Origin of the sequence: Goodfellowiella coeruleoviolacea, from assembly GCF_024171785.1 — a bacterium.
Classification (GTDB): Bacteria; Actinomycetota; Actinomycetes; order Mycobacteriales; family Pseudonocardiaceae; genus Goodfellowiella; species Goodfellowiella coeruleoviolacea.
On sequence record NZ_JAMTCK010000012.1, the window covers coordinates 178,671 to 202,782 of the forward strand.

A 24,112-nucleotide genomic window follows, 5' to 3' on the forward strand; every position below is an offset into this window, starting at 1 on the left:
GTTCGGCCTGGCCCTTCTTTTCTTCTTGGACAAGGAACCTCCATGCCGACTGCTGCTTCAAGTGTTGATCAGCCGTCGTCAGCTCCCGGCCGATCAGCTGCGTCGGCCGGGAAGCAAAGGGGCTCCGTTGTGCACTTCTCCGATGCTGTCTGTCACGGATTGTGAGTGATCCTACCAACCGTTCACGCTGCGACGCGCCCCAGTTGCAGTTGCGAAGAAAGTATTCGTCGGTAGGGAACCTGGGGGTGGTGGAGTGCAATCGATGCGGCTTATAGCGCTGACTGGTCTGTGAGTGCCTGGCGTACCGTACGCCCCGCTGCTTCACTAGTTCGACGGCGTGTCAAGGATCGTTCCGCGGGTGAGGGCTGCGGTGGTGAATTCCTGCCACCGGTAGAGCCGGTTGGCGCGTTCCAGGCGGATCAGGGAAGCGGTGTGAATGGTGACCTGGACTGGATCGGGGGTGACGGCTGAGAGGGCGTCGCGGACTGGGGTGGCCGGACCGTCGGTTCGCACGTAGGCGAGGCTGAGGTGCGGTTGGTAGCCGTCGGCCTGCTCGGGTACCCGGTCGGGTCCCCAGACGTCGGCGATTGCCGCGCGGATCGCCGTCCGGATGTGGTGAACGGGCTCGGCCGGTTGTGGTGGGAGTGCGATGGCCTCGGGGCGGATGGACGGCTTGTCGAAGGTCAGGGTCGGTGCGGGCAGTGCGGCGAGTCTGGCCTGCGCCGCCTCGGCGATCGCGTGAGCGTCCGATTTGGACACTTCGTCGACGAATCCCACGCCCTGCATGGTGAGGTGCAGCCAGTCGTGGGGGATGAGGTCGAGCCCGGGCAGGTGGCGCAAGGCGTTCTGGTAGGTGGTGATCAGGGCGTGCAGCGCTGGTTCGCCGGCGAAGGTGAGGTGCCAGGTGTAGAAGTGGCGGCCTGGTTTCCAGCCTGGCCGCCACCACCAGTGGTCGCGGAGTTCCTGGGCGTCCTCGATCACGCTCCGATCGTCCCGGGACGGATCAGATTTCGCTAGGTGCTGCGGAGTCGTCGGGCTCCTGGTCGATTGGGTACTCGTCGATGAGAACCACGCGATCGGCCGGCCACACGGACTCCGACACTTCGAGCACGTCGCCGTTCTCGTCCCGAGCGCAGTGGATGACGTGCAGGACTGGTGCCCCGGTTGGCAGATCGAGAGCGGCGCTCTCCTCGGCCGTTGGCATCCGTGCGATCCACTGGTCCTGCGCCTGGCTGTACTTGCGGCCGGTCAACTCCTCGACGCACAGGAACAGGGCTTTCGGTGCTACCTCCGGCTCTGCGAGGAAGGTGCCGTCGGCCATCTCAACGGGAAAGTAGCTGGCACCGATCTCCTCGGGCTGGTTGGTCTCCTTGTTGAACAGGTGACGACGGCGAATGACCACCTCGGTACCTGGCTCGACGCCCATCACTTCCGCGATGTGCGCGGGTACCTGGCCTCGGCCGGCGAACAGGATCTCGTGCCTCAGGTGGTGGGTCAGCAACTTCTGGTGGTTGCGCGCGTTGCCGTAGCGACCACGGGAGCGCCGTTGCAGGCGACGCTGCTCCTTGACGAAGGTGCCGATGCCGTGTCGTGACTCGATCAGTCCCTCGGCGCGAAGCACACCGAGGGCTTGTCGAATCGTCGGCAGACTCACCCGGAACCGCTCCACCAGTGTTGTCTCCGCTGGCAGGCGGTGTCCTGGCGGGAGGTCGCCGTTCTTGATCTCACGCCGCAGCGCGTCCGCGACGCGGTGGTACTTCGGTGCGCGGGCGCCCAACTCGTCAGCCATCGTGCCCTCCTCGACCCGGTTCTTGGCCCCACATGGCATCGACGATAGCTCCTCATGAGGACTTGACGACTGGTTGCCGCAGTCCTATGGTCAACTCCACTCCTAATGAGGACCTGATGAGTTACCGACCTTTCTGGTGAGGCTCGGGCTGGTGGCCAGGGCCTCCGTGCGTACGAACGCAGGGGGAACTGATGGGTTTCAACGTGACGTGTCAGCCGGGGCGGCAGGCGGCTGCGGGGGTTCAGCAGATCGGGCCGGACATGTTGGCGGTGGTCATGTACTTCGACCCGGTCAACCTGGCGGTGTACCTGCCGCTGGCCGCGGGCGCGGGCACCCGTCGGGAGTTGGGGCGGTTCCTGCGGGAGTTGGCCGTGGCCGCGGCTGAGTCGGCCGCGCGGGTCGATCCGGACGGGGAGGGGCGGCACTGCCTGGCCCCGGCGCCGACGACGCGGACCAGCGGTTCCGCTGTTCCGCAGGGGGACAGCGCGTCGTGAGTGAGCCGGTCGGGCTGTTGGCGGCGTTGAGCGCGCACTTGCGGGAGCCGCCGGTCGACGCCTCACCGCTGCACCGGGAGATCGCCCGGTACGAGCGCCGGGTCGAGGTGATGCAACGGGTGGTCGAGCACGGGAGTGCCGAGGACGCGGAGTTGGCCAGGCAACTGGCGCTGGGGGCGCGGGCGGCGGCGGAGCACCTGCGCACGTACCTGGGTGGGTGAGCTGCCCCGGGCTGGGGCATCGGCGCGATCGAGGTCGGCGGGCCTGCGGTGTTGTGCAGGCTCGTCGCTGGTCGGATCACCCGGATGGGCCTGTTTGGAAAGTCGACTCGCGGGGTTTGCAAAGTCGACTCGCGGGGTGGGGGATATACATACATGATGGATGTATGTAAGGATGAGGGGAGTAGAGGTGGTGTCGAGGGGAGCTTGGGATGGGGACGTTCGTGCTGGTGGCGGGGGCTTGGCATGGCGGGTGGGTGTGGGAGCGGGTGGCTGGGCCGCTGCGGGAGCGGGGGCACCGGGTCAGCACGCCGGAGCTGGCCGGGGTGGGCGAGCGGGCGGGTGAACTCACGCCCAGGGTGGGGTTGGCGACGCACGTGGACGAGGTGTGCGCGGTGCTCGCCGAGCAGGGGCAGGGGCAGGACGAGGTCGTGCTGGTCGGGCACAGCTACGGCGGGCTGGTGGTGTGGGGTGCCGCCGACCGGATGCCCGACGCGGTCGCGCACCTGGTGCTGGTGGACGGGTGGATCGCCGACGACGGCGAGTCGCTGCTCAGCGTGGTCCCGCAGCCGCTCGCCCAGGCCATGCTCGGGTTGGCGCAGCGGGGCGACGGCGTGGGCGTTCCGGCGCCCGGGCCGGAGAACTTCGGTGTCACCGACCCGGCGGACGCGGCCTGGCTGGTGGACCGGATGACCCCGCACCCGCTGCGCACGTTCACCGACCCCGCGCAGCTGACCGGTGCGGTGGACCGCGTGCCAGGCACCGCGCTGGTGTGCCGGCCGGGCAACGGGGCGCCGTTCGACCAGGTCGCCAAGGAGCACGGCCTGCCCGTGGTCGAGCTGGCTAGCGGGCACAACGTCATGGTCACCGCGCCCGACCAGGTAGTGCGCGAGTTGCTGCGGGTGGTCAGCGCGGCAGCAGTGGGCCCAGTGGCCCGAGATCGAGGTTGAGGTCCTCCTGGGACAGGCCGAAGCGTTCGCGCAGTTCGGTCATCCGGTCCTCCAGCAGCATCAGGGTCAGCCCGATGCGCTCCTCCTCGTCCTCGGTCAGGTCGCCCTGGTCGACGCGGCGCAGCGCCTGGCGCTCCACCAGTTGGCGCAGCAGTTCCACGACGGTGAGGACCAGCTTCATCAGGTCGCGCTCGATGGTGTCCGGCTCGGCGTTGATCCGGTTGGACACCTCGTTGGCCGCCCGGACCAGCCGGGTGGTGGTGTCGGGCGGTGCTGGCTCCGCGGTCATGGCACCTCCGTGCGGTGGTTGCCCCACGGCGAGGGGCGGTCCGGCGAGATCGAGGTGATCAGGGCGCGCAGCGAGATGTGCACCAGGTCGACGTCGGCGATGGCCAGGGTCAGGTCACCGGTGAGCACCACGCCACCGGCCAGCAGCCGGTCCAACAGGTCGACCAGGGCGATCTCCCGGTGGGCGAGGGGATCGTCCACGTCGTCCAGCAGACCGGCGGTGGCCAGTGTGGACCGTGGTGGCGCGGGATCGGTGGGCATGGGCATCAGGCGACCTCGGTGCCGGACCCGTTGGGGGTGAACGCCTGCGGGACGAACGAGTAGGGCACCCAGGGGCCGGTGAGTTCCACGCGCACCCCGGTCAGCCCGCAGGCCAGTTCGCGGGCGCGCGCGGCGAACTCGGCGGAGCGGTCGGCGGGCACCAGGTACGCCGCGTTGAACACGTTTTCGCCGGGTGCGCCGGACAGGGCCGCGTCCTGCGGTCGGTGGTGGCGGCGGTCCTCGGCGAGGTCGCCGAGGACCTGGTCGATGCGGCGGCTCAGCTCGGTGGCCCGTTGCCAGGAGTCCTCTCTGGACCGTCGCTGGGCCAGGCGGCGGCGCAGGTAGGCCTTGCCGGCGCCACCCGTGCCGCCGCCAGCCCCACTGTCGGCGCTGGTGCCCCCACCGGTGTTCCCGCCGGAGCTGGGTGGGCTACCGGGTGCGGTCGGGTCGGTGTAGACCTTCACGCCCCACTCGGTGCGGCCGGTGAGCCGGTCCAGCGCGGTGCTGAAGGCCTCCCGCTGGTCGGCCAGCATCCGCCGGACCCGGTCGTCGTCGTGGTACACCGTGGCCAGCCGCAGCGGCAGGGCGGCGGTGTGCCTGGCCACGGTGTCGACCACGCCGTGGTGCGCCCTGGCCACCGCGGCCAACCAGTCCAGGTTCTCCAGCCGGGCGCGCAGGGCCGACTCGTCGAAGCCGGCGGCGGGCACGGTGTCGACCACGGCGACCAGGTCCTGGCAGGCCACCAGGTGGGGCTGGCCGCCGTCCACCCCGCGCACCCCGGCCAGCACGGCCGCGTCGACCGGTCGGGCCACCGCGTACACGTAGCTGACCGTGCCGGTCGGGGCAGTGGTGTCAACGCTCACCGCTGTTCCTCCGGTGCCACTCTGTCCGATGTGGACATGTCTGTCCCGCGCCCGGTCCAGTTGTCCGATGTGGACGGATCGAGCGCCTTGGTGCGGGACTCCAGTTCCTCGACGCGCTCCCGCAGCCGCCGGTTCTCCTCGGCGAGGTCGCGGGATCCGGTGTCCCCTCGGGTGTTGGCCCGCGAGGACAGCGTGGGATCGTGCTCCCACCAGTCGATGCCCATCTCCTTGGCCTTGTCCACCGAGGCGACCAGCAGGCGCAGCTTGATGGTGAGCAGCTCGATGTCCAACAGGCTGATCTTGATGTCGCCGGCGATCACCACCCCCTTCTCCAGCACCCGTTCCAGGATGTCGGCGAGGTTGGTGGTGGCCGCCTGACCGTGCGGTTGGGCGAGCCCGCCCGACGGGGCGGCCTGCCACGGAGCTGGCTGGGTCACTGGTTCCGCCTTCTCGTCTGCCGGCCGGAGGAGGAGCCGCCGTTGTCGGACGAGCCGTTGGTGGCCGAGCCCTTGCCGGACGAGTTCTTGCCGGACGAGCCGTTGCCGGACGAGTTGTCGCTGGACGAGCCGTTGTCGGAGGTCTTGCTGCTGCGGGACGGCTTGCGCCCGGTGGTCGAGCGGCCGGTGGTCGAGCGCCCCCCGTTGCCCGAGCCAGAACCCGAGCCGGAGTCCGATGTGGACTTGGCGCGGGTGGACCTGGCCGTGGCCGACTTCTTGGTGGCGGCACTGGAGCGGGACGCGCGGGCGCCGCCGTTCTGCTGGGACTTCCCGCCCCGCCGCTCGACCACCTCGCCGTCGTGGATCTCGCCGCGCCACGCGCCCGTGGCCTCACCGCGCAGCATCACGAACCGGCGGAAGTGCTTGAGGTCCAGCCGGACCCGGCGGCCCTGCGCCCGCCACAGGTTGCCGACGCGCTCCACCAGCCCGCGCGGCCGGTACTCCAGCACCAGCAGCACCCTGGTCAGGTTCTCGGCCAGCGCGTGGAAGCTCACCGCGCCGCGGACCGTGCCCTTGTTCGCCTCGGTGACCCAGACGATCCGGTCGTTGGGCACCTGCTCGGTGATGCGGGAGCGCCAGCGCCGGCGCACCGGCCCCACCTTGGCCGTCCACTCGGTCGTGGTGTCGTCCACGTCCTCGACCTGGTACACGCCCTGGGCGAACGAGCGGAAGTCGCGGAACTGGGTCCACTGGTCGTAGGCCACGGCGACCGGCACACCCACGTCGATGTCCTCGACGATGTTGGTGCACCTGCCATCGGTGTCAGCGGCCGATCTGGCACGTCGGCGCCGGGGCAGCACCCCGCGCACCGCACCGGTCACGGTCTCGCCGACCGCGTGGGCGCCGTCGCGCAACGCCGGGGTGGCCTTGCCCTCGGCCAGGTCGGCGATCCGGCGGGTGGTGGCGCCCAGCTTGTGCCCGGCCCAGGACGCCATGCGCTGGGCCTGGGCGCCCAGGTACTCCTCGGCCTCGGTGAACAGGCGCTCGGTGGCCGGGTTGCGGCTGGCGGCCCGGCGCAGGCTGGCCAGCGGACCGTCGTGCTGGCCGTCGCCGCTGGCGCGCCGGGCGATGCTGGCGTCAGCCACGCTGTCCACCCCTCTCGCCGGCGCCGCCGGGCACGGCGCCGGCGAGCTGGCGCAGCCCCTCGGTGCGCTGGTGCAGTCCGTCGGCCAGCCGGCCGATGCCCTGGTTGAGCAGGGCGTCCGAGGCGGCTCTGCCGGCGGTGCGCACGGTGGTTCTCAACTCGTCGCGCAACCCGGCCACCTGCGGGGTGGCCGCCAGCTCCCGGCCGAGGCCCTGGAGCAGCTTCTTCGGGTCGAAGTCGGCCAGCCTGCGGCCGACCAGCCACAGGCCGAGGCCCACGGCCAGCTTTGCCTTGCGCTGCCGGCCGAGCAGGTAACCACCGCCGACGGCCAGCGCGATCTTGGTGGGAACGTTCATGGTCATCGCCTTTCGGTTGCTGATCCGCCGAACGGTTCGCCGAAGGGGGTCCTCGGGGCGGCCGCGGCGGAGTCGAGCCGGTCCAGCCGGTCCAGCAGTTCGTCCTCGCGCTGGTCGAACTCGGCCTCGCTGATCTCACCCGCGCGCAGTGCCCGGTCCAGCTCGGCGAGTTCCCGGCGGATCAGGTCCGGGTTGTGGTACTGGTCCTCGGCCGCTCGGACGAGTTGCCCGATGGTCCAGCCGACCCCGCGCAGCGGGGCCAGCGGCAGCGTGAGCAGGCCGGTCAGCAGTCCCATGGCGGCCTGCCGCCTCAGCGGGCCGGGGCGGTGGCCCTGGCCGGTTCGGCGCTGGCGAAGCTGTAGGCGGGCAACGGCCCGTGCAGCCGGAAGTCCATCACCGCGCCGTGCTGCTTGGCCAGTTCGGCCACGGCCGAGGAGAAGGCCGGCAGCTGGTCGCGGTCGACCAGGTAGGAGACGTTGAGGAAGTAGCCCTCCACGCGCGGGCCGATGCTCTCCCGCCTGGCCAGCGGGCGCAGGTGGTGGCGCACCTGCTCGCCGTCGCGCCGCTGCCGCTCGGTGACGGCCTGGGTGGCCAGTTCACCGAGGCGCAGCCGCTGCTCGTAGCTGCCGCCGCCGGCCGAACGGGTGGCCTCGTTGAGTTCGCGCAGTTCCGCGTTCTCGGCGAGCAGTTCCAGCAGCACCGCGTCCTCGTGGTGGGCCACCTTGAGGTTGACCTCCACCCGCCCGGTCAACTCGCCGAGCAGCTCGCCGAATTGGTCGGCCCGGTCCCGCAGCGCGGTGCGCACCTCGTTGTCGTCCCTGGCGACGGTGCCGAACCGGAGTGGCAGCACGGCGCCGTCATCGGTCAGCGACTCCAGCACGCCCTCGTGGGCCAGCAGGTCACGGCGCTTGGCGCGCAGGTCCACCGGTGCGTCGCTGACCACCGCGGCCAGCCCGTCCTGGCGGATGACGCGCAGCTCACCCGGGGTGGCGCCGACACCGGTGCGGCCGGTCAGCCGCAGCGGGTGGTCGGAACCGACGATGGCGTAGACGTAGGTGCTCATTCCGCCTCCTGCTTGCGACGTGTCCTGGACCGCGGCCGGCTCTCGGCCTCCTGCTCGTCGTTGTCCCGGCCGATCCCGAAGGCCTCGGCGAAGCTCTCGGCGGCGCCGCTGAGCACGCCCTTGGACTTGCCCCGCGCGCCGCTCTCGGTGACGTCACCGACCAGGTCGGGCAGGCCGGCGGGCGAGTTGCGTCTGCTGGTCAGGTCCAGGCGGTTGCAGGCTTCGGCGAAGCGCAGGTAGGTGTCCACGCTGGCGACCACCACGCGCGCGTCAATGGTGACCAGCTCGATGCCGACCAGCGACACCCGGACGAAGACGTCGATCACCAGTCCCCGGTCCAGGATGAGTTCGAGGATGTCGTAGAGGTTTCCCGTGCCCGATCCGGAGCTGGCAGCGGCCCGGTTCGGGGTGTTGGTCGCGACCGTCAAAGCTGATCATCCCTTCCGTGGCGGTCGGGTTCGGCCACGTGGTGGCCCTGTCGGTCGACGGTGTGCCGCCCGGTCGGCGGCGGCCTCAGCCGCGGTCGGCCTGCCCCCGCGGGTAGCGGCGGACGCGCTGGTAGCCCACGAGGTCGCCGTCCTCGTCCAGTTCGACCTGGTAGGTGGCGAGCAGGCTCATGGTGTCGGGGATGCGCTCCAGTTCGACCACCTCGAACTGGATCAGCCAGCCGTCCTCGGTCCGCCGCAGGCCGGACACGGATTCGGGGTGGTAGCCGGTGATCTCACCGAACTGCTCGCGGGCGATCCGCACGCAGCGCGCGACCTTGGTGCGGCCACCAGACCTGCTGTTGTCCTGCTCTCCGGTGTCGCCCATGGCCGCCGCCCTCGCTCCCCTCACGTCCGTCAGACCCACCGCGGGTGGCGATCACACCGCGGTGATCTCTCGCACCGTCATGGCAAGCAAGTACCCGGGGCCTTCACCGGACAAACACCCGATCTCGCCGCGGCCGCGCGTGATCGATCGCGGAACACGAAAAAGTCCCTGTGCCGCAAGGGAAAGCAGCACAGGGACGGGGATCGGGAGGTGACCCGCTACTGGCGCAGGCTCACCTGGAACCCGGTGAACTCGGCGATGCCGGTGGCGCCGCTGCCGCCGTTGACCGCGGACATGAACACGCCCACGTCCTGCTGGGTGTCCGCGTCGATCTCCACCGTGCCGACCTCGGTCCAGGTATCCGGGGTGCCGCACCACGCGGTGAACCGCTTGCCCGTGCGGGTCAGCTTGAGCCGGACCGGCGCGGAGAAGCCGCCCACGCTGGTGTTGGCCTCCAGGTTGCCGTCGCCGTTGTTGTCCCAGGACAGCACGCAGCCGTTGGCCGGGGTGATCGCCAGGTTCAGGTAGCCGCCGGAACCGTTGGCGGCCAACGAGTTGCGCACCACCAGGCCGGCGCGCGCCCACGCCCCGGTCTGGTCCTGGCTGAGCACGGCGGTGGTGGCCGTCGCGCCGTCCACCATCCCGCGGGCCAGGTAGGCGGCGCCGAACTCGTTGGTGCCCTCCCACATGTCCCGGCCGCCCCCGGCGATGGCGATCCGCTCGCCGGTCTGGCCGAAGCTGGCGCTGTTGAACGACACCGTGTGCAGCGGGCTGCTCACCCCGTTGGCGGCCAGCACCGCGGTCCGGCCGCTGGCGTGGCCCTCCTGGTCGTCGAAGCCGAAGGTGGCCTCGGCGGACAGGCGCAGCACCGGGGAGCCGTTGGGCAGCACCGGCAGGGTCACCCGCCACTTCGCCGTGAACGAGCCACCCACCGCCACCGCGGGCGTGGTGTTCGGGGTGGTCGGCACGGCGAACGGCAGGGACAGCTTCAGCGACACGTTGGTGGCCGGCACGAACGCGTTGAGGTTGCGCAGGGTCACGCTGATCTCCACCGGCTCGCCGGGCTTGGCGGCCAGCGGCTGCGGCGTCACCGAGATCACCGCCTGGTGCGGGTCGGCGCGCAGTTCGGCGAGCACCTGGGCGGCCACCTCACCGGGGTCGCCGGTGGGCGTGGTGGGCAGGCCGGTGGCGGTGCGGGCCCAGGCCTCGTCCATCTCGTACCAGTCGATCGGGCTGGGCTGGCGCACGTCGGCCATGGCCGAGGCCAGCTCGGCGAAGTAGCGTTCCCACCTCGGCTTGTACAGGCCGCTGATCAGGCCGGACCACTCGCGGTTGGCGTAGTCGTGCAGCCCGATGTCGGACGAGCGCCGGGTGCCCCACACGGTCAGCAGGCTGCGCGCGTCGTACTCCATCTCGGCGCGCTCCTCCGGCGAGTCAGCCCAGTTGGCGGTCTGCGCCAGCCACGGCCCCAGCATGAACCGGGTGTCCGTGCCGGTGATCTCCTCCAGCCGGTCCATCCAGTGCAGCCAGGTGGTGGTCAGGTCGGTGAACAGCTCCTGGTCGCGGCCCAGGTAGGCGGACCTGATCTGGGGCAGCAGCGCCCGGCTGCGGTTGGCCAGCGCCTGCCTGGCCACGTCCACCACGTCGTAGTGGTAGGCGTCGGAGTCGCGCAGCCGCGCGGGCACGGCCACCAGGTGGCTGAGCGCGCGCTCCACCGCGGCCGGGTCGTAGCGCAGGTACTGCGGCGACCAGGAGGCCGCCGAGGTCACGTCCAGGCTGGGCCGCGCGCTGAACAGGCTGTCCTGCGGCTCGGACCAGCCGTCCAGCGGCGGGTCGTAGACGGACCTGCGCAGCTCGTCCCAGGCCGCGGCGGCGTGCGGGTCGGCCGCGCCGTAGCGGCTGCGCGTCCAGTTGGCGAACCAGGTGCTGAGGTTCTGCGGCGCGCGCTGCCAGGCCAGGTCGGTGAAGAAGTCGAAGGCGAGCGGGTTGTTGTCGCCGGCCTCGGGCATGATCGCGATGCCCCTGAGGTTGCTGCCCGGCTTGTTCTTCCACTCCCAGTAGCGCTTGTTCCAGATGGACAGGTTGGCGCCGAGCGCGGTGTGGCCGCCGAAGTTGGGGATGGTGCCGAACGTGTAGGGCGTGTTCGGCCAGTTCCGCTCGCGGTCCAGGTTGTCGTAGCGGTCGGACACGCCGTCCAGGATCAGGGTGCGGCTCTTGTTCAGCGGCGCGAGCAGTTCCTGGCGCGGGTTCTCCTGCCAGCCGAGGATCGCCCAGGTGGCGCCGGGGTGGGCGGTCTGCAGGGCCCGCTCCACGGTGCGCGCGGCCGTGCCGATCGGCACGTCACCGGGATTGCCGCCCTCGTGCAGCAGGTCCATCTTGTACATGGTGGTGTCGCCGAACAGCCGGCGCTGCGCCGAGTAGAAGGCGTTGGCCACGGCGGGGAAGTAGGCGTTGCGCGGGTCCAGCCAGTCCGGCCGGGGGAAGCCGCCCCAGTCGCCCTGCGGGATCACCCGGGCGCCGGAGTTCTTCAGGTCGAACGAGGGTGGCACCGTGCCGAAGTAGCCGGGCAGCACCGGGGTCATGCCCAGCTCGCGCAGTCGGTCCACGATGCGCCGGCCCAGTGCGGCCCGCTCCTCGATGTTCTGTTTGGACAGTGTGCCGCCGAAGCAGCACATGTTCTGCAGCAGCCACCACGGCTGGTGCGCGATGCCGGGAATCCAGTCGCGCAGCTCCGGGTCGGTGTAGCCGAACTGCCGGAAGGTCTCGTAGAGCACGGCTTCCGAGCCCGCGTAGACCAGCACCTCGTTGATGCCGTGCATGGCCAGCACGTCGATCTCGTGTTCCCAGCGGGACCAGTCCCAGTACGGCCCGGTGTAGCCGTCGTTGGTGTCGTTGAGCGCGAACCGGTGGGCCACAGTGGACTGTCGGACGATGTCGGTGCCTGGCACGGGCAGTCGGTCGGGCAGGTTGAGCTGTTCCCCGGCCCAGGACACGCTCGCGCCGACCACCTCGTTGAGGTAGGCGTTGACGCCGTTGAGCAGGGCCACCGGTGACGTCCCGGTGACCACGACCCGGCCGCCCTGTCCGGTGACCGTGGCCCGGTCACCGCCACCGGGGACGGCGAGCAGCCTGATCTGGTTGGCGTGCGCGGGAAGCAGCCGGCGCAGGGTCGCGCGCACGGCCAGCACGGCGAACGCCTGGCCGGTGGTGTCCTCGGTGGCGACCGTGGCGTCGTCGGGATTTCCGCCGTCCGCGGCGCCCGAACCGGGTTGCGCCGCGGCCGGCTGCGCCAGGCAGAGCAGGAGCGTGGCCAGGGTGACAACAGCGAGCAGCGTGCGACGCATGGGATAGCTCCCTCCGCTGGCGATCATCCGGTCAACTCTCTGATGTGCCTGGTAGGCGGGTCAAGGAGAATGCACCGTCCAAACCGGTGAAACATCGGCGCAAGCGCGTGATCACGATCAGTGTTGGTCTTTTTCGCCGAAACACCTCCGGTGCGTTCGGGTCAATCTCCGGCGGAATCCCCGGAATGCCCTGCCGGGGAATCACATCCGCGCGCACTCGCCGCGCCCCCGGGAGCCGCCCCGCCCCGGCGTCACCGCACTCACCAACCACACACCGTGACAGGTCCGATCCCTGAGTCTGTTGTCCGTGCGCGACCATGAACGCGGCCCGGCCGACTGCCTGTTGAGTGTCAAGAGATCGGATGTCTAGCGGTCCGGCCTGGAGAAGTGCGGTGTCAACGGTGGCAGATCCGAACCGGCGGGAACCGACCGGGCGACAACGGCAGGCGACGACCCGGCCGGCGGCGGACATCCCCGGGGTCAGACCCGCACGCCAGCCGTGCGGGCTGTCCGGCTGAACCGCGCCGGCACCCGGCACGGGCGCACACGCGAGCGGGCGGGCACGTCCGGGGTGACGTGGCCCGCCCGCTCGGTGCGGTTCGGTTGTCGCTGGCTCAGAACTCGAAGACCTTGCCGGTCTTCGCGCGCAGTGCGCACGCGTTCGGGTACTCCTTGCGGAAGGACACCGGCTTGCCGCGCCAGGTGCCCTGGGCCGAGGCCGTGACCGGCCGGTAGTCCATCGTGCAGACCATGCTGTCCTGGCCGCCGGACAACTTGTCGAAGTCGCCCTCGGCGCTGGTCAGGGCCTGGCACGCCTGGTCGGCGGCCGGGTGGTTGCCCGAAGCCGGATCGCACAACAACGAGACACTGCGGCTGCCGTCCATGCCGGTGGTCGTCAACACCAGGGAGGACGGTTCTGGGGCCCGCTGGTCGTGCTCGCCGCTGGCCAGGGCCGGCGTGGCCAGCGGCGCGACCGCCACCACGGCGGCGGCGAGCACGGTGCCGACAATGAAACGATGAGATGCCATACAACAACGGTGCCGCCTGACGGCGAACCTCGACGGGTGACCGGCCGGTAGCCACCACATCGAGTGACGGGTGTCGGGCGCTGTCCCTCCTATTCGGACAGTGCGGTCCGGTCCGGTGTGCCGCCGAGCGCGTCGGTCACCAGCTCGGCCACCACGTGCATGCCGGCCAGGTTCGGGTGCACGGGCGCGGCCAGTGAGGTGGGCAGCAGCGCCTCCACCCACTTCACCCCGGGCAGCTGGCACACGTCGTGGCCGAGCGACGCCTGGTAGGGGTCGACGAACAGCGCGCCGTTGGCCGCGGCCTGCTCGGCCAGCATGCGGTTGAGCGCCTGCTGCACCCCGTCCAGGTAGGGCACGTCACCCGCGGACACCGGCAGCACCGGCCAGCACCCGCCGGTGGGCGGCAGGATCCGCAGGTACCCGACCAGCACCACGGTGGCGTGCGGGGCGCGCTGGTGGATGGTGGCCAGCGCGGTGGACACCTTGGCCGCGGTCTGGCCGATCCGGGCGCGCAACTGGTCGACGCCGTCCGCGGTGTACCGCTCGGTGCACGGCGCGCCGAACGGGTTGGTGAGGCTGGCCGTGCCGCAGGTGCTGATGATGTCGCCGAAGCCGATGTCGTTGCCGCCGATGGTCAGGGTGACCAGGTCGGTGCCGGCGGTGAGCGCGTCGAACTGGGGTGGGTTGCTGCCGAACAGCACGGACTGCGGCTCGGTCAGGTGGGGCGTCTGGGCGCCGCCGCAGCTCACGTCGGTGAACGAGGCGACGTCCAGGCGGTCGGCGACCAGCGACGGGTAGTTCTTGGTGGAGCGCAGGCAGCCGAGTGGATCGGTGCGCTGCACGGGGATCAGCGGGCCGGAGGCGAAGGAGTCGCCCAGGGCCACGTAGTCCAGGGCGGTGGTGGTGGTCGTGGGGGCGGCGGCCGCGGTGCCGGGCGTGCCGGTGAGCACGGCGACCAGCGCGGCGGACAACAGGCTGAGCAGGGTGAGTGGGCGTCGAACCGATCGACCGGACATGGCGCCTCGCTACTGGTGAGTAGGTACCGTCCCTGGATGGTTCTGGTGATCGCCATCACTGTCAATGCTCGATCGGTCACGCAGCGGAAACATCACCGCAACGGCGGCACCGCCGGGGTTGTCCGCCACGCGGGGCATTTCGGCGTCCGCTGCTCAACTCGCTGATTCCACCCTTGTGGGTGAACCGGTGAACCGGCGCCAATTCGATAACCTGACCAGCTCGGGGAGGAGAAAAGTATTCGGGGGGTTGCTCGTTGTCGGGGCGGTTACCGTCGTTTCAGCGGATAGCGGATTCATGTGAGAGCGCCGTTGATCTCCTGGGGCACGTCGAGCAGCTGATCTGCCTCGTCAGTGACCGGGTGGACGAGATCGTGGGGGTACTGGTCGTCGTCGGCGAGGGCACGACGTGGAACGATTTCGAGTTGGCCATCACCCGGTTCGGCCACCTCCAGACGCGTGTAGCGGACCTGCTGGTCTGTTGCGACACCGTCAAACAACACGTGGCGACCTGGCTGGCCAAGTCGCTGGGAATGACGCTCACCGGCCAGCCGGTCTACCCACTGCCCGACGACATTCCGGCCCCGGAACCGTTCACCCTGCCCAAGTACCCACTCCGCGAATGGGTGGACACCCACCTGTTCACCGGACACCGCCGCCGGAACCGGTTGTCGGGGTTGCACTACCTACCGGGTGAGGTGCTGCCACCGGGCATGTCCCTGGAAGGACGATCGCCAAATGATCACAATGGCGTTTTCGCAGGGAGGATGCGGCAGACGCTGCCAAACGGCGAGGAGGCCGCAAAGCCGCACTCGACATTCTTCCCATCCCACTGGAGCCGGGAGGAAGTGGCTCATGCCATCCGCTCCGCGTTCGCTGATCGACGCCGGCCAGAGCCTGACGCGCGGAATCAGGCTACCAATCAGAGCAAGTGGGAAGGCTACTATCGGGGAGTGCGCATCCAGGGCTTTGTTTTGCCTGGCAAAGACGCCATGAACGCCACTTTCGACGATGTGGGTACGGCCTGGCCAGTATATGAAGATCGGGAGGGGTTGAGGTGAAGGTTGAGATTGAGCGGCAGCAGGATGGCAGGCTGACCATTGAGATTGACACGAAAACGCATCCCGAGGCTCAGGTGCTCTACGACCTGATCGGCGACATCCGGCCGTGGCCGGAGTCTCTCCTGGAGGGAGTGGAACAGGCGCGGCATCCGGAGCAGCTCACCGCGGACAACGTGCCATTTTTTACTGGCAACGAGACTGAGGCCCAGGTGACCCCGGACGGTGTTCTTGTTGAGAACATGTGGACCGGGGGCAGGATGTTTCTCAGTCACGGAGATTTTGTTGACTTTGTTGATACCTACCTGCGGCTGCTGGAGTTGCGCAAGAGGGACAGGGACGCCAGGCACGACGCGAGCGGCATGACCGAGACGTGATCTCTGATGGGACCAGCGGTGCAGGTTTGGATTGAACGGCAGTCAGACGGCAGGCTGACCATTGAGATCGACACGAAAACCCATCCCGAGGCTCAGGTGCTCTACGACCTGATCAGGGACACCGAGCCGCAGCCCAAGTTTCTTGTCAAGGGCGCGGAACAGGCGCGGCACCCGGAGTTGGTCACCGCGGACAACGAGCCTTTTTACACCGGCGACGAGACCGAGGCTCAGGTGACTCCAGACGGCGTTCTCGTTGAGAACATGTGGACTGAGGACAAGATGCTCGTGAGTCATGAGGATTTTGTCAACGTCGTTGAGACGTACCTGCGGTTGCTGGAGTTGCGGAAGCGGGAGCGGGCGGCCGAGCGGGCGGCGGCGGACGAGGCCGAGGGGTGAGCCGCCGGGCCGGCCGGCGGGTGCGGCTCGCAGCGCGAAGCCCCTGGTGTGATCGTCCGCTGTGCGTGCGGGGAACGATCGACCAGGGGCTTCGCGCGTGATCAGCCGAGCTGGGCGGGGAAGCGCCGGCTAGTCCAGCAGGTCCTCAAGCAGGATGGGGATGTGCCGGATCCGGGTGCCGGTGGCGTTGTAGATGGCGTTGGCGATGGCGGCCGCCACGCCGACCACGCCGATCTCGCCGACGCCCTTGGCGCCGAGGTCGTTGTGCAGCGTGTCCGGGTACTCGACGAAGTGCACGTCGATCTCGGGGATGTCGGCGTTGACCGGAACCAGGTAGCTCGCCAGGTCAGCGTTGGCGGGGCGGCCGTTCGCCTCGAAGTCCAGTCCCTCGTGCAGCGCGGCGGACACGCCCCAGATCATGCCGCCCATGAGCTGGCTGCGGGCCGGCTGCGGGTTGATGATCCGGCCGGCGTCGAACACGCCGAGCAGGCGGGACACGCGGATCTCGCGCGTCCACCGGTGCACCCGGACCTCGCAGAACTGGGCGCCGAAGGAGCTGAACGAGTGCTTGGTCAGCTCCTCGCCGGGGGCGGACGAGCCGGTCGCGGTGATCGACTCGCGGCCCACCGCGCGCAGCAGTTCCCCGAACGTCATGGACCGGCCGTCGGCCAGCACGCGGCCGTCCGCGTAGGAGACCTCCGTGCCGGCGAACGGCGCGCCGGGGGCGGCGGCCAGGGCCAGCAGGTCGTCGATCACCTTGGCCGCGGCGACCATGATGGCCGTGCCCGCGCTCGCCGTGGCGGTCGAGCCGCCGGACATGCCGCCGGGTGGCAGTGCCGAGTCGCCCAGCTGGGGCGTGACCCGGTCCGGGGAGATGTCCAGCGATTCGGCTCCCACCAGGGAGAGCACGGTCAGCAGGCCGGTTCCCGGGTCCGCGCCGCTGGTCGCGACGAGTGCCGTGTCGTCGGCGCGCAGGGTGACCCCGACGGTGGCCGGGAACCGCAGGGCGGGGAACATCGCGGTGGCCGTGCCCAGCCCCACCAGCCAGTCACCGTCGGTGTGGCCGTTGGGGGAGCGGTTGGCCCAGCCGAACCGGGCCGCGCCGATGCGGAAGCACTCGTCGAGGTGTTTGCTCGACCACTGCAGGTCCTTGCCGGGCGGCGCGACCGAGTTGTTCCGCAGCCGCAGCTCGATCGGGTCCATGCGCAGTGCGACCGCCAGCTCGTCGATCGCGCTCTCCAGGGCGAACGACCCGGGGGCCTCGCCCGGTGCCCGCATGAACGTGCCCGGCGGGATGTGCAGCGGGACGATCTTCTGGCTGATGGCCAGGTTCTGCGTGGTGTACCACTCGCGCGAGGTGCCGTGCGAGGTCGGTTCAACGAACGAGCGGTCCATCGCGGTGCCGCACCACGAGTCGTGGCGCAGCGCGATCAGGGTGCCGTCCGCGTCCGCGCCCAGGGAGAGTCGCTGCACCGTGGCCGGGCGGTTGGCGGTCGCGGTGAAGACCTGTTCCCGGGTGAGCGCGGCCTTCACCGGCCGGTTGAGGGCCCTGGCCGCGGCCGCGGCCAGGAACGCCGGAGCCGAGGTGCGGCCCTTGCCGCCGAACGCCCCGCCCACGAACGGGTTCACCACGCGCACCGACGCCGGGTCCGCCGCCACCGCGCTGGCCAGCTCGGCGGCCACCATGTGGGAGCCCTGGTTTCCACTGTAGACGGTCAGGCCGTCGGCGTCCCACACCGCGACCGCGGAGTGCGGTTCCATGGGGGCGTGGTTCTGGGCCGCGGTGGTGTAGGTCGCCGAGACCACCACCGGGCTCGCCGCCAGCGCGTCCTCAATGGACTCGACACCGGGCGCGAGGACCTCAAGGGACGGCGGCGCGCCGTCGTGGCCGGGCGGCGGGTCCTCCGCCGAGTCCAGGCCGTCCAGCAGCGAGGTCCGGGCCGGCCGCTGGTGGTAGGAGACCTCGATGAGCGCCGCCGCGTCCCGAGCCTGCTCGAAGGTCTCGGCCACCACGAAGCCGATCGGCTGGCCGTAGTAGGCGACTTCCCGGTCCTGCAGGGGAACCCAGGTGTCGCCGAACAGCGGGGAGTTCGGTGTGCGCAGTTCGAGCGGGTCGAACGGGGTGTACACGGCGAGCACGCCGGGCGCGCTCCTCGCCGCCGTGACGTCCATGGCCGCGATCTCGCCGTGCGCGATCGTGCTGAGCACGAGGTAGCCGTAGACCATGCCGGGGAAGTTGTTGTCCACCCCGTACTTGGCCCGGCCGGTGACCTTCAGCGGCGCGTCCACCCGACTGGCCATCAGCGGCTCCCCTCGGTCAGTTCGAGCAGGGCGCGGACAATGGTCCGCTTCAGCAACGACACCTTGAACCCGTTGCCGGACAACGGCTTTGCTCCTTCGGGGGCCAGGGACGCGGCCTGCTCGAAGGCCGCCGGGGTCGCGGGCGCGCCGCGCAGGGCCGCCTCGACCGCGGGCAGCCGCCACGGCACGGTCGCCACGCCACCGGCCGCGACCCTGGCGTCGACGACGTGCCCGTCCTGGACGTCCAGGGCGACCGCGGCCGAGCACAGCGCGAACTCGTAGGACTGGCGGTCCCGCACCTTGACGTAGGTGGAGCGCGACGCCCAGTCCAGCCGGGGGACCACGACCTCGGTGATCAGTTCGCCCGGGCGCAGGTCGTGCTCCACCTCGGGGGTCTCGCCCGGCGTGCGGTAGAAGTCGGCCAGCGCGACGGTGCGGGTGCCCTCGGCGCTGGCCAGCCGCAGTTCGGCGTCGAGCGCGACCAGGGCGACCGCCACGTCGCTGGCGTGCGTTGCCACGCACTGCTCGCTGGTGCCCAGCACGGCGTGCATCCGGTTGGTGCCGGAGATCGCGGGGCAGCCGCTGCCGGGGTGCCGCCGGTTGCACGGCGTGGCGACATCGCGGAAGTACGAGCACCGGGTGCGCTGCATCAGGTTGCCGCCGATGCTGGCCATGTTCCGCAGCTGCTGGGAGGCGCTCAGCAGCAGGGCACGGGCGATCACCGGGTACACGCCGGGGTGCGCGGCGATGTCGCTCATCCGCTCCAGCGCACCGATCCGCAGTCCGTCACCGGTGTCGATGCCGCGCAGCGGCAGGTCGTTGATGTCCACCACGTGCTGTGGCGTGAGGACGTCGAGCTTCATCAGGTCGACCAGGGTGGTGCCGCCGGCCAGGAACGTGCCCGGCGCGGCGAGCGCGGCGTCGACCGTGGTGGGCGCGGTCAGCTCAAAGGGACGCATTGGCCTGCCTCGCCTGTTCGATGGCCGCGACGATGTTCGGGTAGGCCGAGCAGCGGCAGATGTTGCCGGACATGAACTCCCGGACGTCCTCGACGCCCTGTTCGACCGCGGCGACCGCCGACATCACCTGCCCGGGCGTGCAGAACCCGCACTGCAGCGCGTCCTGGTCGACGAACGCCTGCTGGACCGGGTGCAGCTGGTCTCCGGTGGACAGCCCTTCCACCGTGGTCACCGGCTGTCGCACGGTGGCGGCCAGGGTCAGGCAGGACAGCACCGGCCGGCCGCCGACGTGCACGGTGCAGGCACCGCACTGCCCTCGGTCGCAGCCCTTCTTGGGGCCGGTGATGTCGAGCCGCTCCCGCAACGCGTCCAGCAGGGTCACACCGGGATCGACGGTGAGTTCTTCGGTGGTGCCGTTGACTTCGAGTGAGATGTCCACTGATCTCTTTCCGACGGGTCGTCCAGAGGGGGAAGCCTTGACGCATGATGGGTTGGTGGCGGCGGTGTGGCGCCGTCGCGGAGGTGAAGCAAGCGGATAAATATCCGATTCGCCGTGCCGCCGACGCTAGCGGATTAGAATCCGCTTCGCAAGGAGTGCTCGTTCTGGAGTTGCTCCGGGGCCAGGGGGGTTAGCCTGCACGCGGGACGAGTCGGGAGGGGCGATGACGACGGGAGCGGTCAGTCCCCGGCGCGCCGACACCCGGCGCAACCACGAGCGGATCCTCGTCGCGGCCGCGGCCGCGCTGGCCACCTCGGGCGAGGTGGCGTACAACGCCATCGCCAAGCAGGCCGAGGTGGGCGTCGGCACGGTCTACCGGCACTTCCCCACGCCCGAGGCGCTCATCCTCGCGGTCTACCAGCGCGAGGTGCGCCACCTCGTCGAGGTGGTGCCGTGCCTGCTGGAGGCGCACTCCGCCGACGAGGCCTTCCGGATCTGGGCCACCGACCACCTGGCCCACTACATGATGACCAAGCGCGGCCTTGCCGACGCCCTGCGCGCCGCGACCAAGTCCCAGCGGGAACTGCCCGCCAGCGCTTACGAGGCGGTCGTCGGCGCGGTCACCACGCTGGTGCGGGCCAACGCGGCGGCCGGCACCGTCCGCGCTGACCTGGACCCGGAAACGGTCATGCGGGCGCTGGGCGGAATGCTGTTGCTCGATCCGCACGGCGACTGGCACGGCCAGGCCGCGAGCCTCACCGACCTGCTGTGGCGGGGGATGCGCGCCGACGCCTGACCGCACCGGCCGGGATGTGTCCAGCGGGCGGGATTGGGCGTGCGCTCGGTGGGGGGAAGGCAGGATTATGGGCCCGGTGTGCTCGCACCGGGCGGGCGGACCGGGTGACCAGACCTGGAGGCGCGGTGGCGAGCACGACGCAGAGCGTTCCCCGGCCCGCGGTGCGCAGGGCGGCGCTCGCCGCATCCGTGGGCAACACGGTCGAGCTGTACGACTTCCTGCTCTACGGGACGGCCTCGGCCACCGTGTTCGACCAGTTGTTCTTCCCCCGGTTCGACCCGCGGATCGGCACGCTGCTGTCCCTGCTCACCTTCGGGGTCGGGTTCCTGGCGCGGCCGCTGGGCGCGGTGGTGATCGGCCACTTCGGTGACCGGATCGGCCGGCGGGCCATGCTGGTGCTCACCCTGACCGCGACCGGCGTGTGCACCGCGCTCATCGGCGTGCTGCCGTCCTACGAGTCGATCGGGCTGCTGGCGCCGGTGCTGCTGGTGGTGCTGCGGCTGGTGCAGGGCTTCTTCCTCGGCGGCGAACAGGGCGGGGCGTCGCTGCTGGCCGTGGAGTACGCGCCGCCGGGGCGCACCGGGTGGTACGGCAGTTGGACGTTCCTGGGTTCGCCGCTGGGGCTGTTCCTGGCCAACGCGGCCGTGGCGCTGGCCGCGGTGGTGTCCGGGGACGCGTTCCTGTCCTGGGGCTGGCGGCTGCCGTTCCTGTTCGGGCTCGTGCTGGTCGGTCTCGGCCTGTACGTGCGGCTGGGCATCGCGGAGAGCCCGGCGTTCCAGCGGGTGCGCGCCGAGGCCGGCGCGGTGCGGCTGCCCGTGGTCGAGGTGCTGCGCGGCGCGTGGCGCCGGGTGCTGCTGGGCGCCGGCGTGAACCTCGGGTTCAACATGTTCATCTTCGTGCTGGCCACGTTCGTGATCTCCTACGGGCAGAAGAACCTGGGCATGGCCAGGACGACGCTGCTCAACGCCAGCCTGCTGGGCGGGCTGGCGCAGGCCGTGTCGATCCTGCTGTTCGCCCGGCTGTCCGACCGGATCGGGCGGCTGCCGGTGATGCTCGGCGGCGCGGTCTTCCTCGGGGTGTTCGCCTTCCCGCTGTTCTGGCTGCTGGAGACGCGGCAGCCGGCGCTGGTGCTGCTCGCCGTGGTGCTCGGCTACTTCGGGTCGGGCGCGATCTTCGGTGTGATGCCGGTGTACTACGCGGAGCTGTTCCGCACGGGCGTGCGCTACAGCGGGGTGTCGCTGAGCTACCAGTTGGGCGCGGTGCTCGGCGGCGGGCTCTCCCCGGCGGTGGCCGCCGCGCTGCTCGGGGTGACCGCCGACCACGCGTCCTGGCCGATCTCGCTGTACCTGGTCGGCGGCGCGGTGGTGAGCGCGGTGTGCCTGCTGGCCCTGGGCGAGACCCTGCGGCGCGCTGCCCCGTCAGTCCGAACCGGACAGGTTGTCGACGCAGCGGTCGAGTAGCTCGCGCAGGGTTTTCTGGTCCTGTTCGGACAGTCCGGCGGCCAGCCTGGCCTCCACGGCGAGCGCGGCCCGGTCGGCCTTGTCCACCAGCCGGCGGCCGGCCGGGGTGAGCCGGATCTCGTGCAGCTTGCGGTGGTAGGGGTGGGGCTGGCGCTCCACCAGGCCCTTGCTCTCCAGGTTGGCCAGCACGGTGGCCATCGTCTGCGGGGTGACCAGGCAGCGCCGGGCCAGTTCCGCGCCGGAGGCGCCGGGGAGTTCCAGCAGCACCACCATGGCCGCGTACTGCGGCACGGTCAGCCCGAGCGGGCGCAGCGCGTGCTCCTTGGCCGCGATCATGGTCTGCTCGGCACGCTTGATCCACAACCCGAGCCGCTCCGTCATGTGCGGCAGCCTACCCGGGGGTGGGAGCACTTTGCCGTGTATCAGAACTCTGATATAAACCTCGCTCGTGTCTGTATCAGAGTTCGAATACAAGGATGAGGTCTCATGACCGGGGTGCGGGTCGACCAGGTGTGGTTCGACAGCGAGGGGGTGCGCTGTGCCGGCACGCTGTTCCGGCCCGCGGACCAGGCGGGCGAGCTGCCCGGGGTGGTGCTGGGCAACGGGTTCGCCAGCGTGCGGCAGATGTACCTGCCGGCGTGCGCCGAGCGGCTGGCCGCCGCCGGGCTGGTGGCGCTCACCATCGACTACCGCTACCTGGGCGAGTCCGAGGGGCTGCCGCGCCAGCAGGTGCTGCCCTCGGCGCAGTGCGCCGACCTGCGCAACGCCCTGACCTGGCTGGCCGCCCAGCCCGGGGTGGCCGCCGACCGGCTGGGCCTGTGGGGCACCTCGTTCGCCGGCGGGCACGTGCTCCAGGTCGCCGCGCTGGACCGCCGGGTGCGCGCGGTGGTGTCCCAGGTGCCCGGGCTCGGCCTGTGGCCCTACCTGCGCCAGCGACCGGCCGACGAGCGCGAGGCACTGCTGGCGTCCCTGGTGGCCGAGCGGGACGAGCGGCTGCGCCGGCACGAGCAGGACCTCACCGCCGACGCCCACCGGCGCGTCCGGATCACCGCGCCCGAGGGGGAGGAGTCCCTGCTGGGCGCGGGCGGGCTGGACTGGCACCTGCGCAACGAGGCCGCCCACCCCACCTTCCACAACGAGATCACCGTGTCCTCGCTGGCGCAGGTCCTGGAACACCAGCCGGCCAGCTTCGCCGAGGACATCGCGCCGACCCCGCTGCTGATGATCGTGGCCAACCAGGACCGGACCGCGCCACCGGAACCGGCCCTGGCCGCCTTCCACCGGGCCGGCCAGCCCAAGCGGCTGGTCACCTTCGACGGCGACCACTACGACGTCTACGAGCGGCCGGAGATCGTCGAGCTGGCGACCGGCGCGGCCCGCGACTTCTTCCGCACCCACCTCACCCCCACCCCGCGAGGAGCGGCATGAGCACCACGACCACCACCACCACCACCACGACTCGGATCGCACGGGCCGTCCCGGTCAGCGGCGGGACCAGCGACGTGGCCTACGACCTGACCGGCAGCGGTCCCGGGCTGGTCCTGGTGCACGGCACCGGCGCGACCAAGGAGGGCTGGGCCGGCCTGACCGCCTCGGCCAGCGAGCGGTACACCGTGGTCGCGCCGAACCTGTCCGGGTCCGGCGCCACCACCGACCCGGGCGGCCCGCTGCGACTGCCCGACCTGGTCGCCCAGGTGCTCGGCGCGGCCGAGCACGCCGGGCTGGACCGGTTCCACCTGGTCGGCCAGTCCATGGGCGCGGTGGTCGCGGCGGCCGTGGCCGCTGCCGCGCCCGGGCGGGTCACCGCGCTCGGCCTGGTGTCCGGGTGGGTCACCACCGACGCCCGGATGGCCTTCCAGTTCGACCACTGGGCCAGGCTGCTGGCGGCCGGCAAGCACGCCTGGGCCGGTGAGGTGGTGCTGTCCGGCATGTCCCCGGCGTTCGTCGCCGGTCAGCGCCCGGCCGAGGTGGTCGCGCTGGCCGACGGCCTGGCCGCGATGATCCCGGACGGCACCGCCCGCCAGTGCGAGTTCGACCGGACCGTGGACATCGCCGCGCTGCTGCCGGACATCACCGCGCCCACCCTGGTGGTGGCGGCCGGCCAGGACCAGATGGTGCCGCCCCACCACCAGCGGGCCATGGCCGAGGCGATCAGCGGCGCGCGGTACGTGGCGGTCGACGCCGGGCACGCGCTGCCGTTCGAGCGCCCGGAGCTGTTCGCCGCGCTGGTGCTGGACTTCCTGGCCGAGCACCCGGTGGGCTGAG

30 protein-coding genes are annotated in these 24,112 nt (G+C 70.8%); 11 read left to right on the top strand and 19 right to left on the bottom strand.

Translation table 11 applies throughout. The features are described from left to right. Nucleotides 1-324: 324 nt before the first annotated feature. Nucleotides 325-981 (bottom strand): 2'-5' RNA ligase family protein, encoded by a 657-nt coding sequence (locus tag LX83_RS24900; protein ID WP_253775501.1) that lies wholly within the window; start codon nt 979-981, stop codon nt 325-327. 22 nt (nt 982-1,003) lie between these two features. Continuing rightward, complete coding sequence (locus tag LX83_RS24905; RefSeq protein ID WP_253775503.1) at nt 1,004-1,789, bottom strand: GntR family transcriptional regulator; 786 nt, start codon at nt 1,787-1,789, stop codon at nt 1,004-1,006. Between the two features lie 191 nt (nt 1,790-1,980). Between LX83_RS24905 and LX83_RS24910 the strand changes: the two genes are divergently transcribed. From LX83_RS24910 to LX83_RS24920, 3 genes are all read left to right on the top strand, one after another. Next, nucleotides 1,981-2,283 (top strand): hypothetical protein, encoded by a 303-nt coding sequence (locus LX83_RS24910; protein WP_253775505.1) that lies wholly within the window; start codon nt 1,981-1,983, stop codon nt 2,281-2,283. Beyond that, nucleotides 2,280-2,504, top strand: coding sequence for a hypothetical protein (locus LX83_RS24915; RefSeq protein ID WP_253775507.1), 225 nt, complete (start codon nt 2,280-2,282; stop codon nt 2,502-2,504). Before LX83_RS24910 ends, LX83_RS24915 begins: the two co-directional genes overlap by 4 nt. Before the next feature lie 209 nt (nt 2,505-2,713). Further along, on the top strand, nt 2,714-3,451 hold the full coding sequence (locus LX83_RS24920; protein ID WP_253775509.1) for an alpha/beta fold hydrolase: 738 nt from the start codon (nt 2,714-2,716) through the stop codon (nt 3,449-3,451). Here the strand turns inward: LX83_RS24920 and LX83_RS24925 are convergent. The 13 genes from LX83_RS24925 to LX83_RS24985 all read right to left on the bottom strand — a co-directional run bounded on the left by LX83_RS24925 (nt 3,408) and on the right by LX83_RS24985 (nt 14,064). Continuing rightward, nucleotides 3,408-3,632, bottom strand: coding sequence for a gas vesicle protein K (locus tag LX83_RS24925; RefSeq protein ID WP_407649659.1), 225 nt, complete (start codon nt 3,630-3,632; stop codon nt 3,408-3,410). The two genes, LX83_RS24920 and LX83_RS24925, sit on opposite strands and share 44 nt — an antisense overlap. A gap of 104 nt (nt 3,633-3,736) precedes the next feature. Further along, nucleotides 3,737-4,000 carry a gas vesicle protein gene (locus LX83_RS24930; protein WP_407649660.1) on the bottom strand — a complete coding sequence of 88 codons (264 nt, stop codon included), beginning with the start codon at nt 3,998-4,000 and terminating at the stop codon, nt 3,737-3,739. Between the two features lie 5 nt (nt 4,001-4,005). Then, nucleotides 4,006-4,863 carry a GvpL/GvpF family gas vesicle protein gene (locus LX83_RS24935; protein WP_253775516.1) on the bottom strand — a complete coding sequence of 286 codons (858 nt, stop codon included), beginning with the start codon at nt 4,861-4,863 and terminating at the stop codon, nt 4,006-4,008. Then, nucleotides 4,860-5,300, bottom strand: a complete 441-nt coding sequence (locus tag LX83_RS24940; protein ID WP_301328843.1) for a gas vesicle protein — start codon at nt 5,298-5,300, stop codon at nt 4,860-4,862. The genes LX83_RS24935 and LX83_RS24940 overlap by 4 nt, the downstream gene beginning before the upstream one ends. Further along, nucleotides 5,297-6,445 carry an SRPBCC family protein gene (locus LX83_RS24945; RefSeq protein ID WP_253775518.1) on the bottom strand — a complete coding sequence of 383 codons (1,149 nt, stop codon included), beginning with the start codon at nt 6,443-6,445 and terminating at the stop codon, nt 5,297-5,299. The genes LX83_RS24940 and LX83_RS24945 overlap by 4 nt, the downstream gene beginning before the upstream one ends. Beyond that, on the bottom strand, nt 6,438-6,800 hold the full coding sequence (locus tag LX83_RS24950; RefSeq protein ID WP_253775520.1) for a hypothetical protein: 363 nt from the start codon (nt 6,798-6,800) through the stop codon (nt 6,438-6,440). The genes LX83_RS24945 and LX83_RS24950 overlap by 8 nt, the downstream gene beginning before the upstream one ends. Before the next feature lie 2 nt (nt 6,801-6,802). After that, the gene (locus tag LX83_RS24955) at nt 6,803-7,096 is read right to left on the bottom strand and encodes a gas vesicle protein GvpG (RefSeq protein ID WP_253775522.1); all 294 of its coding nucleotides are present in this window, start codon (nt 7,094-7,096) and stop codon (nt 6,803-6,805) included. A 14-nt stretch (nt 7,097-7,110) separates the two neighbouring features. Continuing rightward, a complete protein-coding gene (locus LX83_RS24960; RefSeq protein WP_253775524.1) occupies nt 7,111-7,863 on the bottom strand; it encodes a GvpL/GvpF family gas vesicle protein in 753 nt (250 codons plus the stop codon). Continuing rightward, nucleotides 7,860-8,291: a gas vesicle structural protein GvpA gene (locus LX83_RS24965; protein ID WP_253775526.1), complete on the bottom strand. Its 432-nt coding sequence runs from the start codon at nt 8,289-8,291 to the stop codon at nt 7,860-7,862. The genes LX83_RS24960 and LX83_RS24965 overlap by 4 nt, the downstream gene beginning before the upstream one ends. An 85-nt stretch (nt 8,292-8,376) precedes the next feature. Continuing rightward, nucleotides 8,377-8,676, bottom strand: coding sequence for a gas vesicle protein GvpO (locus tag LX83_RS24970; protein WP_253775528.1), 300 nt, complete (start codon nt 8,674-8,676; stop codon nt 8,377-8,379). Nucleotides 8,677-8,894: 218 nt separating this feature from the next. Further along, complete coding sequence (locus LX83_RS24975; protein ID WP_253775530.1) at nt 8,895-12,020, bottom strand: alpha-N-acetylglucosaminidase; 3,126 nt, start codon at nt 12,018-12,020, stop codon at nt 8,895-8,897. A 614-nt stretch (nt 12,021-12,634) separates the two neighbouring features. Next, nucleotides 12,635-13,048, bottom strand: coding sequence for a subtilase-type protease inhibitor (locus LX83_RS24980; RefSeq protein WP_253775532.1), 414 nt, complete (start codon nt 13,046-13,048; stop codon nt 12,635-12,637). Nucleotides 13,049-13,137: 89 nt separating this feature from the next. Further along, nucleotides 13,138-14,064 carry an SGNH/GDSL hydrolase family protein gene (locus LX83_RS24985; RefSeq protein WP_253775534.1) on the bottom strand — a complete coding sequence of 309 codons (927 nt, stop codon included), beginning with the start codon at nt 14,062-14,064 and terminating at the stop codon, nt 13,138-13,140. A gap of 36 nt (nt 14,065-14,100) precedes the next feature. Between LX83_RS24985 and LX83_RS38030 the strand changes: the two genes are divergently transcribed. The 4 genes from LX83_RS38030 to LX83_RS25000 all read left to right on the top strand — a co-directional run bounded on the left by LX83_RS38030 (nt 14,101) and on the right by LX83_RS25000 (nt 15,892). Continuing rightward, the gene (locus LX83_RS38030) at nt 14,101-14,229 is read left to right on the top strand and encodes a hypothetical protein (protein WP_301328844.1); all 129 of its coding nucleotides are present in this window, start codon (nt 14,101-14,103) and stop codon (nt 14,227-14,229) included. A gap of 194 nt (nt 14,230-14,423) precedes the next feature. Beyond that, nucleotides 14,424-15,122, top strand: coding sequence for an EndoU domain-containing protein (locus LX83_RS24990; RefSeq protein ID WP_253775537.1), 699 nt, complete (start codon nt 14,424-14,426; stop codon nt 15,120-15,122). Beyond that, nucleotides 15,119-15,496, top strand: coding sequence for a hypothetical protein (locus LX83_RS24995; protein ID WP_253775539.1), 378 nt, complete (start codon nt 15,119-15,121; stop codon nt 15,494-15,496). The genes LX83_RS24990 and LX83_RS24995 overlap by 4 nt, the downstream gene beginning before the upstream one ends. A gap of 18 nt (nt 15,497-15,514) precedes the next feature. Then, nucleotides 15,515-15,892, top strand: a complete 378-nt coding sequence (locus LX83_RS25000; RefSeq protein ID WP_253775541.1) for a hypothetical protein — start codon at nt 15,515-15,517, stop codon at nt 15,890-15,892. Nucleotides 15,893-16,021: 129 nt separating this feature from the next. Here LX83_RS25000 and LX83_RS25005 read toward each other — a convergent pair whose 3' ends face one another. From LX83_RS25005 to LX83_RS25015, 3 genes are read right to left on the bottom strand one after another with little or no spacing between them, the layout of a single operon-like run. After that, complete coding sequence (locus LX83_RS25005; protein WP_253775543.1) at nt 16,022-18,193, bottom strand: xanthine dehydrogenase family protein molybdopterin-binding subunit; 2,172 nt, start codon at nt 18,191-18,193, stop codon at nt 16,022-16,024. Beyond that, the gene (locus LX83_RS25010) at nt 18,193-19,152 is read right to left on the bottom strand and encodes an FAD binding domain-containing protein (RefSeq protein ID WP_253775545.1); all 960 of its coding nucleotides are present in this window, start codon (nt 19,150-19,152) and stop codon (nt 18,193-18,195) included. The genes LX83_RS25005 and LX83_RS25010 overlap by 1 nt, the downstream gene beginning before the upstream one ends. Further along, complete coding sequence (locus LX83_RS25015; protein WP_253775547.1) at nt 19,139-19,591, bottom strand: (2Fe-2S)-binding protein; 453 nt, start codon at nt 19,589-19,591, stop codon at nt 19,139-19,141. The genes LX83_RS25010 and LX83_RS25015 overlap by 14 nt, the downstream gene beginning before the upstream one ends. Nucleotides 19,592-19,814: 223 nt before the next feature. On the opposite strand from LX83_RS25015, the gene LX83_RS25020 reads away from it, so the two are divergent. Then, nucleotides 19,815-20,387, top strand: coding sequence for a TetR/AcrR family transcriptional regulator (locus LX83_RS25020; RefSeq protein WP_253775549.1), 573 nt, complete (start codon nt 19,815-19,817; stop codon nt 20,385-20,387). 125 nt (nt 20,388-20,512) lie between these two features. After that, nucleotides 20,513-21,847: an MFS transporter gene (locus LX83_RS25025; protein WP_253775551.1), complete on the top strand. Its 1,335-nt coding sequence runs from the start codon at nt 20,513-20,515 to the stop codon at nt 21,845-21,847. Here LX83_RS25025 and LX83_RS25030 read toward each other — a convergent pair. Then, complete coding sequence (locus LX83_RS25030; protein ID WP_253775553.1) at nt 21,806-22,228, bottom strand: MarR family winged helix-turn-helix transcriptional regulator; 423 nt, start codon at nt 22,226-22,228, stop codon at nt 21,806-21,808. The genes LX83_RS25025 and LX83_RS25030 overlap by 42 nt on opposite strands. Nucleotides 22,229-22,333: 105 nt before the next feature. Here LX83_RS25030 and LX83_RS25035 point away from each other — a divergent pair, with 105 nt between their 5' ends. Then, nucleotides 22,334-23,275 carry an alpha/beta hydrolase gene (locus tag LX83_RS25035; protein WP_253775555.1) on the top strand — a complete coding sequence of 314 codons (942 nt, stop codon included), beginning with the start codon at nt 22,334-22,336 and terminating at the stop codon, nt 23,273-23,275. Further along, nucleotides 23,272-24,111 carry an alpha/beta fold hydrolase gene (locus LX83_RS25040; protein WP_253775557.1) on the top strand — a complete coding sequence of 280 codons (840 nt, stop codon included), beginning with the start codon at nt 23,272-23,274 and terminating at the stop codon, nt 24,109-24,111. The genes LX83_RS25035 and LX83_RS25040 overlap by 4 nt, the downstream gene beginning before the upstream one ends. Nucleotide 24,112: the final 1 nt, after the last annotated feature.

Coding starts and splice junctions, on each gene's coding strand:
- LX83_RS24905 (WP_253775503.1), bottom strand. CDS start 1,789: ATGGCTGACGAGTTGGGCGCCCGCGCACCGAAGTACCACCGCGTCGCG.
- LX83_RS24910 (WP_253775505.1), top strand. CDS start 1,981: ATGGGTTTCAACGTGACGTGTCAGCCGGGGCGGCAGGCGGCTGCGGGG.
- LX83_RS24920 (WP_253775509.1), top strand. CDS start 2,714: ATGGGGACGTTCGTGCTGGTGGCGGGGGCTTGGCATGGCGGGTGGGTG.
- LX83_RS24925 (WP_407649659.1), bottom strand. CDS start 3,632: ATGAAGCTGGTCCTCACCGTCGTGGAACTGCTGCGCCAACTGGTGGAG.
- LX83_RS24930 (WP_407649660.1), bottom strand. CDS start 4,000: ATGCCCACCGATCCCGCGCCACCACGGTCCACACTGGCCACCGCCGGT.
- LX83_RS24950 (WP_253775520.1), bottom strand. CDS start 6,800: ATGAACGTTCCCACCAAGATCGCGCTGGCCGTCGGCGGTGGTTACCTG.
- LX83_RS24955 (WP_253775522.1), bottom strand. CDS start 7,096: ATGGGACTGCTGACCGGCCTGCTCACGCTGCCGCTGGCCCCGCTGCGC.
- LX83_RS24960 (WP_253775524.1), bottom strand. CDS start 7,863: ATGAGCACCTACGTCTACGCCATCGTCGGTTCCGACCACCCGCTGCGG.
- LX83_RS24970 (WP_253775528.1), bottom strand. CDS start 8,676: ATGGGCGACACCGGAGAGCAGGACAACAGCAGGTCTGGTGGCCGCACC.
- LX83_RS24975 (WP_253775530.1), bottom strand. CDS start 12,020: ATGCGTCGCACGCTGCTCGCTGTTGTCACCCTGGCCACGCTCCTGCTC.
- LX83_RS24980 (WP_253775532.1), bottom strand. CDS start 13,048: ATGGCATCTCATCGTTTCATTGTCGGCACCGTGCTCGCCGCCGCCGTG.
- LX83_RS24985 (WP_253775534.1), bottom strand. CDS start 14,064: ATGTCCGGTCGATCGGTTCGACGCCCACTCACCCTGCTCAGCCTGTTG.
- LX83_RS38030 (WP_301328844.1), top strand. CDS start 14,101: ATGGTTCTGGTGATCGCCATCACTGTCAATGCTCGATCGGTCACGCAG.
- LX83_RS25005 (WP_253775543.1), bottom strand. CDS start 18,193: ATGGCCAGTCGGGTGGACGCGCCGCTGAAGGTCACCGGCCGGGCCAAG.
- LX83_RS25010 (WP_253775545.1), bottom strand. CDS start 19,152: ATGCGTCCCTTTGAGCTGACCGCGCCCACCACGGTCGACGCCGCGCTC.
- LX83_RS25020 (WP_253775549.1), top strand. CDS start 19,815: ATGACGACGGGAGCGGTCAGTCCCCGGCGCGCCGACACCCGGCGCAAC.
- LX83_RS25030 (WP_253775553.1), bottom strand. CDS start 22,228: ATGACGGAGCGGCTCGGGTTGTGGATCAAGCGTGCCGAGCAGACCATG.
- LX83_RS25035 (WP_253775555.1), top strand. CDS start 22,334: ATGACCGGGGTGCGGGTCGACCAGGTGTGGTTCGACAGCGAGGGGGTG.
- LX83_RS25040 (WP_253775557.1), top strand. CDS start 23,272: ATGAGCACCACGACCACCACCACCACCACCACGACTCGGATCGCACGG.